This is a genomic window from Methanimicrococcus hongohii, assembly GCF_032594095.1.
Lineage (GTDB): Archaea > Halobacteriota > Methanosarcinia > Methanosarcinales > Methanosarcinaceae > Methanimicrococcus > Methanimicrococcus hongohii.
This window is the reverse complement of sequence record NZ_CP131059.1, coordinates 1,090,370-1,105,972: the sequence shown is the minus strand read 5'-3', so window position 1 is coordinate 1,105,972 and position 15,603 is coordinate 1,090,370. Positions and strand designations below refer to the sequence as shown.

Here is a 15,603-nt window from a genome sequence, read left to right as displayed (position 1 = left end):
GACAAACCTAAACATCCAATTTCAATAATCGGTAAACCTGAACGCCCGATAAAATCCAAAATAAAAGAAATCTTTTGAAGAAAAAATGGCGTTCGTTTTCTTTTTAGTTTGAAATAAAAACGATGTTTGTTTTTTTGATTAAACTAAATGAAAAGTCCAAATAACGTCCCGCAAACGAGATTCGTGAGCGAAGCGAGCGATATCGAGGCTTGCGGATTCTTACCGCGCCGAATAAATAGTTCAAATTCAGTCTTTTCATAAATCTAAATCAAAAACTGAAAGCTGCAAATTCGTCGACGTATGGTTAGAATCTCCAACTCCTTCTTTCCTCCGCTGTCGCTCCGGAAACGCGTCGTTGGAGGGTCGGTGCTTTGTCTTTTCATTTCAATTTTCGGACAAACCCAAACATCCTTTTTCTTTAATCCAAAAAACCCGAACGCCCGATAAAATCTCAATATCTAAAACTTTTTGAAAGAAAAATGGCGTTCGATTTTCTTTTTAATTTGAAATAAAAACGATGTTTGTTTTTGACAAAAATAAATGAAAAGGTTAACTGAATCAAATATTATTTCGGTTTTCACGTATCTGATTGAAAATTGAGATGATTCCGACAACCGTAAATATCGGGACTTTAATTTATTCATTAAAAAGGAATGTGGATAATGGAGCCGTCGGAATTTTTAGATATTTTAGGAAATGAAAACCGCCGCAAGATTCTTGCGCTTCTTGCCGACAGGCCTTATTTTGTCAGCGAAATTTCAGCACGCCTCGGCGTTGCTCCAAAAGCCGTTATCGGCCATCTTTCATTGCTTGAAAAATCAGGATTGATCGAAAGCAGCGTCGATGATCAGCGCCGCAAATATTACAGCATTTCAAAAAGCATGCACTTGGAAGTTTCCGTGTCGCCTTATGCTTATTCCGTTCACGTGAACAACATCAAATTAGAAGTTCCCGAAGAACCCGTTTATTCACTCTCCGTTTCATTCAAAAATCCCGAGAAAAAAACAGGCCGCCGCAAAAAGAGAAGAAAAGACCGAACACTTCCGACAAGTCCCGTTATTCATTTAGCGTCTTCTTACGCCGAAGCCGATAAAGCCGAATTTAAACTCGAAATCATCGGCCCCGACAATCCGAATTATAAACTCCTCGGCCTTCTCGCCGGCGCCGGAAGCAACAGATTCCTCTTGTCCGGAAAAGACGAAACCGTTTTTGATGCCGAAAGCGAGCGCTATTACGAAGAAGAATTGAATACCGTTTATGAAGAATCCAAAAACGAAGGAAAAGTCGAGCCGGAATTTATTTTCCCCGATTCCGATGACAATGCCGATGATGACGGCGATGACGACGACGGGTCAAACAATAATCAAAATAAAAATTCAAATGAAAATTCAAACCGTAAAACCGATGAGCGTTTAAAGAGCCGCGAAGGTTATTTCTTGTCTCGGATTTTCAAAGTCCGCGACGATTTAGGCGATTTGTGGGAAGAACAGGAAGAACTTTCCAAAATGCAGGAAAACATTTCAATCCGCCAGAACAATTTGATGCGCTCATTTGTTCACTACGCGACGCAGCTTTCCGAAGACAAAGTTGATTTAGATATTTTGTTCCGCCTTCTCAAGGAAGACATGAACACCGCCGAATTGTGTCACGCAACAGGACACGCGCCGGGAATGGTTTTACCGCGGTTGAAAGCGTTTGAAGAAAAGAAAATGGTTGAAAAATATCTTCAGGACGGCGATTTTGTCTGGCGGTTGAAAGACGGAAATGATATTTGATTTGTTGTGATTTTTTTCAGATTTTTTTTTGTTTTTTATTTTTTTGTTTTTATTTTTTATTTTTTGTTTTTATTTTTATGATTCTGTTTTCGTGTTTTCTTTTGTTTTTTAAACCCTGTACAATTATACTCAATTTTTTGTTTATTTTGAGTATATTTGTATTTTATAGTACTTTCGTTTATGTTTTTATTTGATTCTGCTTTTTCAATTTCTTTTCAAATTTGATGATTTAGTACAATTATACTCAAATTATTTATAGATTTGAGTATAATTGTACTTATTATTCTATGAATCATTCTGACAAAATTTTAGAAATGGCGTCGGAAAATAACGGCATTGTTACTTCCTCTCAAGTGACAAAAGCAGGCATTCCCCGTCATTATCTTTCAAAACTCGAAACAAATCATCTTCTTTATAAAGCGGACAGAGGTATCTATGTGTTGCCGGATGCTTGGGAAGACGAAATGTATATTCTCCAGATGCGATATTCTCGAGGCATTTTTTCACATGAATCCGCGCTTTATTTATTAAATTTCACAGACCGTGTGCCGTTTAAACACACACTGACATTTCCGTACGGTTATCATTCTCAATCCATTCAGAACGAATCAGTCGTTGTCAAACATTCGATTCCTGCTCTTTATAAATTGGGAATCAGCAAAACAATGACGGCTTATAACCATCCTGTTCAGGTGTACAACATTGAAAAAACGTTATGCGATATTTCAAGAGGACAATCAACAGATATTCAAATTATTACGGATGCGATGAAAAGGTATCTCGGCAGTGAACAAAAAAACATTCCGTTACTTATGGATTATGCAAAAAAAACACATGTTGAAAATAAAATACGTCGTTATGTAGAGGCATTATTATGAAATTTAAAAATGTTCAGCAAATGAAGGCAGCCGTAAAAAATAAAGCGGCAGAGCTGGAACTTCCTTCTGATGCGGTAATGCAAAATTATATGATGGAGCGTTTTCTGGAACGCATTTCACTTTCAAATTATCGTCACAATTTCATTTTGAAAGGCGGTTTACTGATTTCTTCATATACAGGTCTGAGTGCCAGAACAACAATGGACATCGATACAACGGTGAAAGGATTTCCTTTGTCGGTTGAATCCCTTTCTCAAATATTCAAAGAAATTTGCATGATTGACGCAGATGATGACATTCTTTTTACAATTTCATCATTGGAGGAGATTCGTCTTTTTGATCATTATCCCGGGATTCGAATAAAATTGATTGCTGTTTATGCCGGCATGAAAATTTCTTTTTCCGTTGATGTGACGACAGGAGATCGCATCACTCCTCATGAAATCAATCGTCGTTTCCATTTGATGTTTGAGGACAGGGGCATTGATGTTCTTTCTTATCCTTTAGAAACCATCTTAGCCGAAAAAATCGAAACGATTTTATCTCGAAGCATTGCGAATACAAGACCTCGTGATTTTTATGATGTTTATGTTTTATCAAAACTTCAAACAAATCCTGTTGATATAAACAATTTAAGCGCAGCCCTTAAAGAAACAATGGATTTCCGCGGCAGCTCTTCTATTTTAGATAATTATCATCATATTTTGTCGGAAATTCGAGAAAATCCTGAAATGAACCAACGATGGCTGACTTATCAGAAACATTTTGTTTATGCCTCTGATATCGATTTCAAAGAAGTTTGTTTATTCATTGAAAAACTGATTGATGATCTTCCCTGAATCCATAACGACTAATTAATCGATATGGAATGTTTTCAATTTGAAAACAACAAAAACGCAAGACGAGTTTGAAAACAAAATAAAAACAAAGAACAAGTTTGAAAATATTACGAAAAATGGTGCCGTTCGCGCGCGTCGACTGCTCAACAGAAATTAAAATATGTTAAACGTACCGCAAGCTACGCTCTTCCTCATTAATTGAATGAGTTCAAAAAAATGGATTTGAGAATTATAATTGAGAATTATAATAATTTGGAAATTTCCGATTATTGCTTATTCTGCTTTTCTCTCTTTGGGAACATTTGTGAATTTGCGGTCGAAGTCCGGGAAATTATCATAGTTCGTGGCCAGTTCTTCATAAATATTGTCGTGGCGCGGACTGATAATTATAATGTGTGCCGGCGGGTGAATTTTCTTCAAATTACTGATCGCCGCACCCGGAGGTGTTTCCAATCTGACCAAAGACGCTGCGCAGCATTCTGCTTTAAGCGTAACGCTCATGACGCTTGTCAAAATTTGATCAGCATATTTCGTTCCGATATTCTTCGGATTTTCACTGAACTGCATGTGACCGTATGTTTCCAAATCGTGTAAAGCAATTTTGACTTTGTCAGGGTCATCTGCCCGAATTAAAGCGAAAGATTTCATTTTTCCACCATATCTTAATACTGTTTTGACCAAATAACCACTATTGTTTTTGTTTTTCGAGTCGTTTTAAGCCGTTTCTCGGAGTGTGGTGCATCTGATTTATATTGTTTATCCCTTTGAACAATTAATCGTTGTTTTTATGTTTTGCATAAACTGTTTTACGTTAGTTGTTTTACGGCAGCCGTTTATAATACAGCTGTTAATTATTTCTTTTATTGACGTTTTTTCCCCACTTTTAAATGGCGGTTTTGTTTTTAACATTTGCAAAATGTTTCAGAGAATGTATGACACAGAGAAATTTAAATCTTTTCTGTTTTTCTCGGATTTTTGTCACTATTTAAACTGACTAATAATTAGAATAATGTTCATTTCTCTGATGTTTGATTAACTTATAAAGATTACTCTTTAATATATTTTTTACAAAAGTTTAAACGCATCAATTACCAAAAGACTCTCAAAACGATAATTGAAAACAAAAGGTATATTTATCGTCGTTGTTTTTCTTTACGCATATTTCAATTGAATTTCAATTGGTTTTAAACCTCAAATTTCAAATTTTTAATGTTTCATTAAAAATTAAAAATATTAAATATACTAAAAAATAATTGAGTTTTAAAATCTTAAATAGAATCATTATTTGGTTGAATCATTATTTGGTTGAATCATTATTGGTCAAATCATTATTGATCGAATCATTATTGATCGAATCATTATTTGATATTCAGGTTTGAAAAATTTAGTTTGAAAATCTTTTAAATTAAATTTCGGTGAATTGAAGAATAAATTGAGGAATATTATGGAAAATCAAATGCAGGAAAAAGCATCCAAAGCAAAAGCCGCTTCCGTTCTTTTGGCCAACGTCTCAACCGATGCCAAAGACAAAGCGCTTGAAGCAATGGCGCAGGCGCTTGAGAAAAACAAGCAGATCATTTTCGATGCCAACCAAAAAGATTTGGATGCTGCCGCAGCAATGATTGAAAAAGGCGATATGTCGGCCGCGCTTTACGACCGCCTGAAATTGAGTGACGCGAAATTCAAAGACATGGTTTCCGGCATCCGCGATGTCGCAAAACTCGAAGATCCTGTCGGAAAAACACTTTCAACGCTCGTTTTGGACGACGGTTTGACGCTTTACCAAGTCAGTTGCCCGATCGGCGTCATCGGCGTCATCTTCGAAGCGCGCCCCGATGTCGTTCCTCAAGTTATGTCTCTTTGCCTCAAAAGCGGCAACGCAACGATTTTCAAAGGCGGCAGCGAAGCGAAAAACTCCAACCGCGCGCTTTTTGATGTCTTGACCGACGCCATGAAAACAATTCCCGAAATTCCCGTTGGCGCGTTCCAACTCGCCGAAAGCCGCGAAGACGTCGCCGAAATGCTGAAACTTGACCAATACATCGACCTGCTCATCCCGCGCGGCTCCAATGATTTTGTCAAATACATCCAGGACAACACGCGCATTTCCGTTCTCGGCCACACAAGCGGCATCTGCCACGCCTACGTCGCGGAATCGGCCAACTTGGACACGGCGTACACCGTCTGCCTCGACTCCAAAATTCAATATCCTGCCGCGTGCAACGCGATTGAAACACTTCTCGTCGATGACAAAATCGCCGAAAAATTCCTTCCCGAAATGTGCCGCATTTATCAAAACAACGGCGTTGAACTTCGATTCGACGACGCGTCTTACAAAATCGCAGAAGCCGCAGGCATTCCCGATTTGAAAAAGGCAGCCGATGAGGATTGGGACACCGAATACAATGATTTGATCCTTTCAATCAAAATCGTCGGCAACGTCGATGAAGCGATTGAGCATATCAACAAACACGGATCGCATCACACCGACGTGATTCTTTCAACAGACCAAAAAGAAATTGATAAATTCGCCGGACTCGTTGACTCTTCCAGCGTGATGATCAACGCGTCTTCCCGATTCGCTGACGGTTTCCGTTACGGTAAAGGCGCGGAAGTCGGCATCAGCACCAACAAAATTCATTCCCGCGGCCCCGTCGGCATGGAAGGTTTGATGATTTACAAATACATCCTCTCCGGCAGCGGTCATGTTGTTAAAGATTATGTCGGCGACAGCGCAAAGCCTTACAAGCACGAAAAAACACAGGAAAAATATTGCCGGCTTCAGTAAGCAGTGATTTTATGGCAGTCAAACCAATCCACCGCAAAGACTTATTCAAAGATGTTTCCCGCGTTGTCATTAAAGTCGGGACGACCTCCATTATGAAAGAAGAGTCTTCTGTCAACACCGAATTTTTGGAAAGCATCGCGGCTCAGACGGCAGCGCTTCTAAAAGAAGGCAAAGAAGTCATTTTGGTGACGTCAGGCGCAATCGGCGTCGGTTTAAATCTGCTCGGCATTCCGACAAAACCGCGCGAAGTTCCAATCCGCCAGGCGGCCGCCGCCGTCGGTCAGGGCGAGCTGATGCGTTACTGGAGCGAAGCTTTTCACAAATATGATTTGAAATCCGCACAAATCCTGCTTTCCTATGACTTTTATTCCGATCGTATCAAATACCTGAATCTTCGAAACAGTATCGGTGCGCTTCTCAGCTACGGCGTCGTTCCGATCATTAATGAAAACGACAGCACTTGCACCAACGAAATCGAAACGGTTTTCGGCGACAACGACCGATTATCGGCGATGGTCGCAAGTAAAATCGAAGCCGATCTGCTGATTATTCTCTCGGACATTGACGGGCTTTATGATAAAAATCCGAAGCTTCATAAGGATGCGAAACTGATTCCGTTTGTTGAGCATATCACGCCCGAAATCGAAAAATACGGCGGCGACCCGACAAGTACAAAAGGCGTCGGCGGCATGCGCACAAAGATTATCGCGGCAAAAATCGCCGAAAAATCCGGCTGCCATATGATTATCGCAAACAGTCAAATCGACAGCGTCATTACACGATTGGTTGCGGGCGAAGAAATCGGCACACTTTTTTATGCCGACGGCGAAAATGCAGACAAAAATAAACACCGTTGGGTAGCGCTTTCCAAATCTTCCGGAACGATTACGGTTGACCGCGGCGCAATGGAGGCAATGCTGAAAACAAGCGGTTTGCTTCCGAAAGGAATCGTTGCGGTAACGGGTGATTTTGAGCGCGGCGATGTCGTTGATATTGAATGCGGCGGCGCGGTTTTTGCCAAAGGGATCACGGATTATGACGCCGCGGAAATTCAATTGATTAAAGGCGCGCACACGGACGATATCGAAAAAATTATCGGTCACAAAGATTACGATAATGTCATTCGAAAAGAAAATCTGGCGCTGCTGGACTGAATCCGCATCAATTTATTCAACTCCAATTTATCAGTTTCAATTTATCAGTTTCAATTTATCAGTTTCAATTTATCAGTTTCAATTTATCAGTTTCAATTTATCAGTTTCAATTAATTCAACTCCAATTTATTAGTTTCAATTTATTCAATTATTAATCTTAAATTTTTATTTCATCAACTTTAAAAGAGATTTCATATGACACTCAAAGAACAGAAAATCGGTTTCTTAGGCGCCGGAAAAATGGCGTCCGCAATCATTAAAGGACTTTTGAAATACGGTGTTCCTGCCGATAACATCGCTGCCGGCGAACGCTGGGCGCCTGCCGCTGATGCCGCGCGCAAAGAATTCGGCATTTACGTCACGGAAGACAACGCCGAAGTCGTCAAGCGCTCCGATATTTTAATTATTGCCGTCAAGCCCAAAGACATCGCGGAAGCCTTGTCAACTGCCGGTGAGACAAAAGACAAGCTTTTCATTTCAATTGCTGCGGGCGTGACGATTGACAGCTTAGAAAAGTTAGTCGGCGACAAAGCCCGTGTCATTCGCGTGATGCCCAATATCTGCGCAACTGTTCTGCAAAGCGCAACCGGAATCAGCCGCGGCACAAACGCGACCGACGCTGATGCGGCGATTGCCATGGAAATCTTTTCCGCAATCGGCGCTGCTATGGAAATCAATGAAAATTTGCTTGACGCTGTCACCGGTCTTTCCGGCAGCGGTCCCGCTTTCATTTTCCAAATCATTGAGGCGATGGCAGACGGCGGCGTTTACGCGGGTCTTGACCGCAACACGGCGCAGCTGCTGGCAGCGCAGACCGTTCTCGGCGCGGCGACCATGGTCGTTGAAAGCGGCATGCACCCGGGCGCCTTAAAAGACATGGTCTGCTCCCCGGGCGGGACGACGATTGAAGGCGTTTCCGTTTTGGAGCAGCGGGCTGTCCGTGCGGCGTTCATTGACGCGGTCATTGCGGCAGCCGACAAGTCCGAGCAGCTCGGAAAGAAAAGCAAGTAATAAAAAGCAAGCAATAAAAGCAATTAATGAATTGAAATGCCGGAAATGCAAGCGTGTTCGCCGCCTCGCCGCGCGCGAACGGCACATTTTTTAAAATTTCATTAATCCGGCGATTCCTCTTTTCAAAAACAAAATAAAACACGATTGTCGTTTTTCAAAAATGAAATAAAAATAAAATAGAACAAAAATAAAAATGAAAAATAAGACTTTCGCCTTACTTTTTCTTCACAAAAGCGATGTCACCCAATGTCGCGCCGCTGCTGCTGCGGTGTTCGAATGTCTCGCTTGAGTCAAATGATTCCGTTAATTTGATATTGAGTTCTTTTTCAAGTTTCTTCATCACGGATTCTTCGGGGTGGATTTCTTTGCGCTCGATTTTTTTGATCAGAGTCGCCTTTTCTTTAATTTTTAAAGCCAAATCTTCCTGGCTGAGACCTTTTGCTTCACGCGCTTTTTTAATGACTTGATCGTAGTCTTCAACAAGCTCGTTTTCAAGACCTGCAAAATAATTCTTCGGTCTCGCTTTCGCTGCTCCGCCTTGCGGCGCGTAGCGGGTCGGCGCAGGCGTTCCGTAAGCTTTGCCGGTTTGGCTGACGGGTCTTTTCTCAATGACCGTTCCGAGCTTTGCGCATTCGGAGCAGGCTTTAAATTCAGCGCCTTCAATTTTTACGGCTGTCGTCGGAAATTTCGTTTTTTTGCCGCAAATTTCACATTCATAAGATTCCATCGGATCTTCCATCCTTGTTTTTATTACGTTTAAACGTTTAATTAACGAATAAATGGTGTTTTAGTTATTGACGTTTGATTTTTGAGTATTTGTTGTCAAAAATCTAAACAAATAAATTCTGAGACAAATCATTTTAAATTTTTGGTATATCTTGAATTCATCATTCAATTCACACCAATTCATTACTCAATTCATCATCTCATTATATTAATCATTTCGATTGAAATTATTAAAATTAAAACGTTAAACGTTAAACGTTAAAACATAAAAAGATTAAAACGTTAAAAGATTAAAACATTAAAAGATTAAAACATTAAAAGATTAAAACATAAAAAGATTAAAACGTTAAAAGATTAAAACATTAAAGTTTTAAACGATTCATTCATCGAAATCGTTTCATTCCGATAAGTTCTAATAAGTTCTAATACGTTCGCAATTTCAGAAAAGTATATATTTTTACTTAACGAATTAAAATATACCGATTATATTCTAAAAACAGAACAGCCTATAAATAAAACAGCGGCTGCAATTGCTTTACGCTGATGTCGGCATTGAAATGTATGGCATAAATACGCATTGAAATGAACGGCACTTACAGAGGAGTTAAAAATGGAAAAAATGGTCAAGCCTAAGGACAAGCTCGTTTATTCGACAGAAAAGCGCGAGCCCGTTTTGGATGACATAAATATGTCCGAATCCGATCTCGATTCGGAAATTGAGCGTCTTTCTGCCGAATTAAAGAAAGCGGAGACGCTTTTGAAGAGGACGAAAACGATTTCGGCTCAAAGACTTGAAGAGATCAAGTCTCTAAAAGAGTCGGCAGTTGCCGAAAAAGCGAGACTTTTAGATGATGTTGAAAAAAGTCAGGCCGTTTATGACGCGCTTCAATCCGATTACAATAAGTTGATTGAAGAAAAAGCAGAAGTTCAAGCCGCTTTTGAAAAGTCCAAAAACGAACTTGCCGCGGCAAAAGAAAGTTTAAACAACACGCGCAGCGAGCTTGTCAAAAGTCATAAAGATTTGCACATCACGCGCGAGGAAGTCATTCTTTCTCAGGGGATCATTCAGCAGCTTGAATCCCAAAAGAAGTCTGTCGAGTACGATAAGATTCATTTTGAGCGCGAAACCAAGCGTCTTCGCGTTGAATTGGACCGCATGAAAACAACGCCGCTTCTGATGGGAACTGTTGTTAAAATGATTGACAACGACCATGTCGTCATCCGCAGTTCTGCCGGACCGCAATTGGTTGTCAGCGCGCCGATGGATTTAACGGAAAAAGAGCTTGCGCCCGGAACGAATGTCGCTCTCAATCAGCAGACTTTTTCCATTGCAGAAGTTCTTCCGATGCTGGAAGAGCCGGAAGTGTCCGCGCTTGAACTCATTGAGTCGACAAGTATTACTTATGATCAAATCGGCGGTCTCGGCGATCAGCTTCGCGAAATTCGTGAAGTGGTTGAGCTGCCGCTTATCAAACCCGAAATTTTTGAACGCATCGGCATTGAGCCGCCGAAAGGCGCGCTTTTGTACGGCCCGCCCGGCACCGGCAAGACGATGATTGCAAAAGCGGTCGCCAACGCGACAAACGCGACTTTCATTCGTGTCGTCGGCTCCGAACTTGTTCAGAAATATATCGGCGACGGCGCGAAAATGGTTCACGAGCTTTTTGAAATGGCTCAAAAGAAGTCGCCTTCAATCATTTTTATTGATGAGGTCGATTCGATTGCTTCGAGAAGAACGGATGACACGACGAGTGCCGATCGCGAAATTCACAGAACGCTCATGCAGCTTTTGGCGGAAATGGACGGCTTTAACCGCCGCTCGAATGTTAAAATCATTGCCGCAACGAACCGTTTGGACATTTTGGATCCGGCCATTTTGAGACCGGGACGCTTTGACAGAATGGTTTATGTTCCGCTTCCGGATGCCGACGGTCGTGAATCGATCTTTAAGATTCATTCCGAAAAAATGACAATTTCAGGCGACGTTGATTTCAAAGAACTTGCCAAACTGGCAGAAAATGCAAGCGGTGCTGACATCAAAGCTGTTGTGACGGAAGCCGGTATGTTTGCCGTTCGCGAGGAAAAGACATCGATTGAAAAATCGGATTTTGTCAACGCGATTCATAAAGTTATGGAATCCAAGAAAAAGGAAGAATTGCCCGTTCCGGAAAATATGTTCTACTGATTTCGGAAAGGATTTTCCTTTTCTTTTTCCTTTTTCTTTCTTTTTTTCTTTTTTCATTTTCAATCAAGAAATGCATGTTCATTTTTCGGTTTTAAAAAATCCAATTCGTTTTGATTATTTTTTTATTAAATTCGTTCTCTCCTGTTTGATTCTTTTTTTGTTAAATTCGCTCTCTCCTTTTTGATTGTTTTTTAAAACATGTGCGGTTCGCGCGCGGCGGCAGCAGCTGCTGCCGGTCGGCAGTTTGCCGGCAGCAGCAACAGAAACCTGATTGACAGCGGCAACAGAAACCTGTAGGTAGCAGCGGAAACAGAAACCTGATTGACAGCGGCAACAGAAACCTGAAGGTAGCAGCGGAAACCGAAACCCATAGGTAGCAGCGGAAACAGAAACAGGTAGGTGGCAGCGGAAACACAAACCTGTAGGTAGCAGCGGAAACAGAAACCAATAGGTAGCAGCGGAAACAGAAATCGGTGGGGGCGGCGGCACGCTCGCGAATGCGAGCGGATTACAATTAAAATGAGCAGATACAGGCAGCAATGCAAACCTGACCCACAGCGGCAACGCAAACCTGCCGGCAGCGGAAACCGTAAAAGACAGTTGCAGACCGGCAGGCTTAACAGCATCGGAAAGCAAAATATTACAGCTCAGCGGTTTTTGATTGTTTTATTTCGTATGGTTAGAATCTCCAACTCCTTCTTTCCTCCGCTGCGCTCCGGAAACGCGTCGTTGGAGGGGCGGTTTTAGAAATTTTATTTGAATTTACTTCTCATTAAAACATCGTTTTCATAAAAAATATTCAAAAACGGAACACCAATTTTTAATAAAATCTATTTTTAGATTTAGGGTTTTATCGGGCGTTCAGGTTCATCGATTTTATGAAAATTGGATGTTTGTCTTTCAATTTTATTCTTTTAATTTCTTCGGGTTTCAAACTCTTGAACCACCATATTATATAACAGCGCGTAAATATATTTGGCAAACTTCATTTACTTTAAAATGCAAAAACATCAGTAAAAACAATGAAGAGCAATACAAAAACAATTCAAAAACGAAAAAAATTAAATCATATTTTTTATTTTTTATTTTTTTATTTTCATTCCAAAAAAAATTCATAACCAGGCGGTTGATTCAAAAATGTCGGGCATCAATAAAACAGAAATCGAATACAAATTCGGCATCAAAAACGCTGAAACGTTTGACTTCTTAACAACGCTTTCGTCGGTGAAAGATTATCAAATCAAAGACAAATCTCACCCGCTCTTTACGGATTTTTTTTATGACACGCCTGATTTCTTGCTTTTTTCACTCGGTATCTATTTGAGAAAAAGACTTGAAACCGGCAGAGACGACGCGGTTTGGACGCTGAAACAAGCCGATACGTCTGATGACGACGCCTGCAAGCGACGCGAAATCATTCAAACGCTGCCGCTTGATTCAACTCCTGCGGATATTGACGATCCCGCTTTTGAAAAAATGCTGAAAGATATTCTCGGAGACTTGGAACTCGTTCCGATTTTAACGCTTGAACAGGATCGCATTTTTAAAACGGTTTACAAAAAAGGAGCCGCGGAAACCGAATCCTTTTCTGAAAACAGATTGGGCGATTTGTCGGTCGATTCGGTCAGCCTGAAATTTTCCGAACAAAAACATACGTTTACCGAACTTGAAATTGAACTTGCCGACGGCACCGAAAACGAACTTCAGGAATTCATTGACGCGCTTAAAGAACTTCCCGAACTTCAAAACAATATTGAAAGCAGCCGGCTTTCTAAATTTGAGCGCGGTTTGATTTTATATTTTAACCGCGACAAAATCGAAGGAAAAGTGATTCCCGAGTTTGAAAAGAAATCTTATTTCACGGATTTGGACGGTTCGGACGGAAATGAAAATCTGATTGAAAAAAATGATGAAAATGATATAAATGATAAAACTGATAAAAACAAGGAAGCCGAACAGGACGGCGGAAATGAAGTAAATGAAAGAATTTTTGAATACGATTCAACCGATTCCGGATTTTTGCTGCCGCAGGAAAAAGCGGCGCTGATGCAGATTTGCGGGAAAGATTACACCGCCGATCCGACGGATTACTTCGGAAGCACCGGTTTTTTAAAGAAACCGAAAGAATTCGGAGATTTGTTTTCCAAGAACGCTTCGGTTTTGCTTTCTCTTGACGGCGGTATGTCGACAGGATTTGCAGCGCAAGCGTTTGGTTTGTCCGAATCCGAAATCAACAAAATCAGAACCGATTTTGAAGAAAACCGTATTGAAATGTTTCCGTTCGCTTTTGTTTTTGAAAGCGATGAAAATGAGCGTTATTTTTATCAAAAGCCGATTGACGACGGAAAAATTTGGACCGCGGAAGAGCTTGTCAAATATTACGGCTTGGATGAAGTGCAGTCCGAATCAAGAGCAAAAGAAGCCGGCATATTGTTTGACTGTTTGCAGTCTGCCAATAATCTTTCCGAAAACGACGGCATCATATTAAACGCGGCGGCGCAGCTTTTCGGAGTCGGAAAAGGCTTGTCCTTGGAAAAAAATGTCAACATCGGCGCCGACATTATTTTAACGCACCCGATTGAAAATTTAACGCTGAATGAAATCAAAACATTGGCATTGATTTTTGTTTTAAGGAAAATAAAAAAGCCGTCTCCCGATAAAATCAGAAACAAAATCCTCAAAGCCGGTTTTTACGTGCCGCTTTCATATCAAAGAAAAGCATTGATTACGGTTGCGATTTTGGAGAAAAAGAAGTTTTCTGAAATCGTATTCGGGTTTGAAATCGAATTCGAAACTGAAAGCAGAATCGGAATTGAATGGGAAAACGACAGCGACAATCCCGAAATCAAAAGTCTTGAAAGTGACAAGACGGAAAACGACAGCGTTGGAAATGAGGATGTTGAAAATATTTTAAACAATTCAAGCAATTCAAATAATTCAAGCAATTTAAACAATTTAAACAATTCAAATAATTCAAACACTCCAAACAATTCCGTTCCGACTCGAAATTTAAAAATTGAAAAAACAGATATAATGGCTGTCGCCGCCGAAAAAATTTTGCTCGGCAGACTTTATGAAGTCGAAAAAGCCGAGCCGGGCGTTCTTTTAGAAAGAGATATTGAAGATGTTCACGATATGCGTGTCGCTCTCCGAAAAATGCGTTCGGCAAATCTGATTTTCAAAGATTTCTTGGAACCGAATCGGCTGGCTGAAATGGAAGCCGATATCAAGAAAACATTATCGGGACTCGGTGAACTGAGAGATTTGGATGTCATTTTGGAAAAAACGGATGAATGGCTGAAAAAAGAAAATGCGCGCCGAGAAAAGATGTCGGTGTTTTATGATTTCGTTTCAAGCGACCGAAAAAAAGCGCATGTCGAAGTTGTCGATTATTTGACATCGGAAGAATACGCGGATTTCATCACGGGTTTGAAAAAGACATTTGATGACAACACTTACCTTGGCATTCCCAACATCAACAAAAAGGGGGATGTTGCGCCGATTCGCATCTGTGATGTGCTTCCCGCCGTTTTATATGAAAAAGCGGCCGACATTACCGCTTATCACGAATGGATGGACGGTCCTTACATTTACGTTGACAAGCTCCATCGCTTGCGAATCGCTGCTAAAAACTTCCGCTACACATTGGATTTCTTTAAAGATTGTTTGGGAGATGCCGCCGGACATTTGATCAAGGAATTTAAAGAACTCCAGGATATCCTCGGCGATTTCCATGATGCGGTGGTTGCGGTTGAAGTCATCGGCAATTATATTGACAGAATCGCCGAAGAAAAAGAACGGCAAGAATTGAAGGCGGAAAACGGAAACGTGAAAAGCGAAAAAGCGAAAAACGAATGTGTAAAATCGAAAGCTGAAAGCGGAAAAGCGTCGAATGAGACGAGCGCGGAGACGAGAACGGCTGAAATTGAAACAACGCTTGAAATGCTTGACCGGTATAAGAATTACCGCGAAGAAGAGATGGAAACGCTGCTTGCGGCCTTCCATACGAAATGGGAAAAGATGGATCGCCGCTTCTTTAATGAAAGAATCGCAAAAATAATTGCGGAAGCGGATTTTTAAATTAATTTTGAAGTTATTTTTGAAGTTATAATTGAATGATTGTAAACAGGATTTTACGGTGAAAAAAATGTCCAAGTCAAAGAAATCGGAACGAAAATTGTCGGGAAGAAAATTATCCGAAAGAAAGTTGCCGAAAAGAAAGTTGCCGGAAAGAAATTTGCCGGAAA

At 40.7% G+C, this 15,603-nt stretch carries 11 protein-coding genes; 8 read left to right on the top strand and 3 right to left on the bottom strand.

Going from position 1 to position 15,603, the window contains the following annotated elements; all coding sequences use genetic code 11:
* Positions 1-662 precede the first annotated feature (662 nt).
* The 3 genes from MmiHf6_RS05160 to MmiHf6_RS05150 all read left to right on the top strand — a co-directional run bounded on the left by MmiHf6_RS05160 (position 663) and on the right by MmiHf6_RS05150 (position 3,492).
* Positions 663-1,775: an ArsR/SmtB family transcription factor gene (locus MmiHf6_RS05160; protein ID WP_316556739.1), complete on the top strand. Its 1,113-nt coding sequence runs from the start codon at positions 663-665 to the stop codon at positions 1,773-1,775.
* Positions 1,776-2,062: 287 nt separating this feature from the next.
* Positions 2,063-2,653, top strand: a complete 591-nt coding sequence (locus tag MmiHf6_RS05155) for a type IV toxin-antitoxin system AbiEi family antitoxin domain-containing protein (RefSeq protein WP_316556738.1) — start codon at positions 2,063-2,065, stop codon at positions 2,651-2,653.
* A complete protein-coding gene (locus tag MmiHf6_RS05150) occupies positions 2,650-3,492 on the top strand; it encodes a nucleotidyl transferase AbiEii/AbiGii toxin family protein (RefSeq protein WP_316556737.1) in 843 nt (280 codons plus the stop codon). Before MmiHf6_RS05155 ends, MmiHf6_RS05150 begins: the two co-directional genes overlap by 4 nt.
* Before the next feature lie 273 nt (positions 3,493-3,765).
* Here MmiHf6_RS05150 and MmiHf6_RS05145 read toward each other — a convergent pair whose 3' ends face one another.
* On the bottom strand, positions 3,766-4,140 hold the full coding sequence (locus MmiHf6_RS05145; RefSeq protein WP_316556736.1) for a DUF356 domain-containing protein: 375 nt from the start codon (positions 4,138-4,140) through the stop codon (positions 3,766-3,768).
* A 796-nt stretch (positions 4,141-4,936) separates the two neighbouring features.
* Between MmiHf6_RS05145 and MmiHf6_RS05140 the strand changes: the two genes are divergently transcribed.
* The 3 genes from MmiHf6_RS05140 (at position 4,937) to proC (ending at position 8,445) form a co-directional block, all read left to right on the top strand.
* A complete protein-coding gene (locus tag MmiHf6_RS05140) occupies positions 4,937-6,280 on the top strand; it encodes a glutamate-5-semialdehyde dehydrogenase (RefSeq protein WP_316556735.1) in 1,344 nt (447 codons plus the stop codon).
* 11 nt (positions 6,281-6,291) lie between these two features.
* Entirely contained in the window at positions 6,292-7,434 is a 1,143-nt protein-coding gene (proB, locus tag MmiHf6_RS05135) for a glutamate 5-kinase (RefSeq protein WP_316556734.1), read from the top strand.
* Positions 7,435-7,629: 195 nt separating this feature from the next.
* Positions 7,630-8,445 (top strand): pyrroline-5-carboxylate reductase, encoded by an 816-nt coding sequence (gene proC / locus MmiHf6_RS05130; RefSeq protein WP_316556733.1) that lies wholly within the window; start codon positions 7,630-7,632, stop codon positions 8,443-8,445.
* A gap of 214 nt (positions 8,446-8,659) precedes the next feature.
* Here proC and MmiHf6_RS05125 read toward each other — a convergent pair whose 3' ends face one another.
* Entirely contained in the window at positions 8,660-9,172 is a 513-nt protein-coding gene (locus MmiHf6_RS05125; RefSeq protein ID WP_316556732.1) for a multiprotein bridging factor aMBF1, read from the bottom strand.
* Between the two features lie 609 nt (positions 9,173-9,781).
* On the opposite strand from MmiHf6_RS05125, the gene MmiHf6_RS05120 reads away from it, so the two are divergent.
* The gene (locus MmiHf6_RS05120) at positions 9,782-11,356 is read left to right on the top strand and encodes a proteasome-activating nucleotidase (protein WP_316558629.1); all 1,575 of its coding nucleotides are present in this window, start codon (positions 9,782-9,784) and stop codon (positions 11,354-11,356) included.
* Between the two features lie 114 nt (positions 11,357-11,470).
* Here the strand turns inward: MmiHf6_RS05120 and MmiHf6_RS05115 are convergent, their stop codons facing one another.
* The gene (locus MmiHf6_RS05115) at positions 11,471-11,992 is read right to left on the bottom strand and encodes a hypothetical protein (protein WP_316558628.1); all 522 of its coding nucleotides are present in this window, start codon (positions 11,990-11,992) and stop codon (positions 11,471-11,473) included.
* 501 nt (positions 11,993-12,493) lie between these two features.
* On the opposite strand from MmiHf6_RS05115, the gene MmiHf6_RS05110 reads away from it, so the two are divergent.
* Positions 12,494-15,436: a CYTH and CHAD domain-containing protein gene (locus tag MmiHf6_RS05110; RefSeq protein WP_316558627.1), complete on the top strand. Its 2,943-nt coding sequence runs from the start codon at positions 12,494-12,496 to the stop codon at positions 15,434-15,436.
* The last annotated feature ends 167 nt before the right edge of the window (positions 15,437-15,603 follow it).

Excerpts from the sequence above, each read along its gene's own strand:
- MmiHf6_RS05160 (WP_316556739.1), top strand. The coding sequence starts at position 663 with ATGGAGCCGTCGGAATTTTTAGATATTTTAGGAAATGAAAACCGCCGC.
- MmiHf6_RS05155 (WP_316556738.1), top strand. The coding sequence starts at position 2,063 with ATGAATCATTCTGACAAAATTTTAGAAATGGCGTCGGAAAATAACGGC.
- MmiHf6_RS05150 (WP_316556737.1), top strand. The coding sequence starts at position 2,650 with ATGAAATTTAAAAATGTTCAGCAAATGAAGGCAGCCGTAAAAAATAAA.
- MmiHf6_RS05145 (WP_316556736.1), bottom strand. The coding sequence starts at position 4,140 with ATGAAATCTTTCGCTTTAATTCGGGCAGATGACCCTGACAAAGTCAAA.
- MmiHf6_RS05140 (WP_316556735.1), top strand. The coding sequence starts at position 4,937 with ATGGAAAATCAAATGCAGGAAAAAGCATCCAAAGCAAAAGCCGCTTCC.
- proB (WP_316556734.1), top strand. The coding sequence starts at position 6,292 with ATGGCAGTCAAACCAATCCACCGCAAAGACTTATTCAAAGATGTTTCC.
- proC (WP_316556733.1), top strand. The coding sequence starts at position 7,630 with ATGACACTCAAAGAACAGAAAATCGGTTTCTTAGGCGCCGGAAAAATG.
- MmiHf6_RS05125 (WP_316556732.1), bottom strand. The coding sequence starts at position 9,172 with ATGGAATCTTATGAATGTGAAATTTGCGGCAAAAAAACGAAATTTCCG.
- MmiHf6_RS05120 (WP_316558629.1), top strand. The coding sequence starts at position 9,782 with ATGGAAAAAATGGTCAAGCCTAAGGACAAGCTCGTTTATTCGACAGAA.
- MmiHf6_RS05110 (WP_316558627.1), top strand. The coding sequence starts at position 12,494 with ATGTCGGGCATCAATAAAACAGAAATCGAATACAAATTCGGCATCAAA.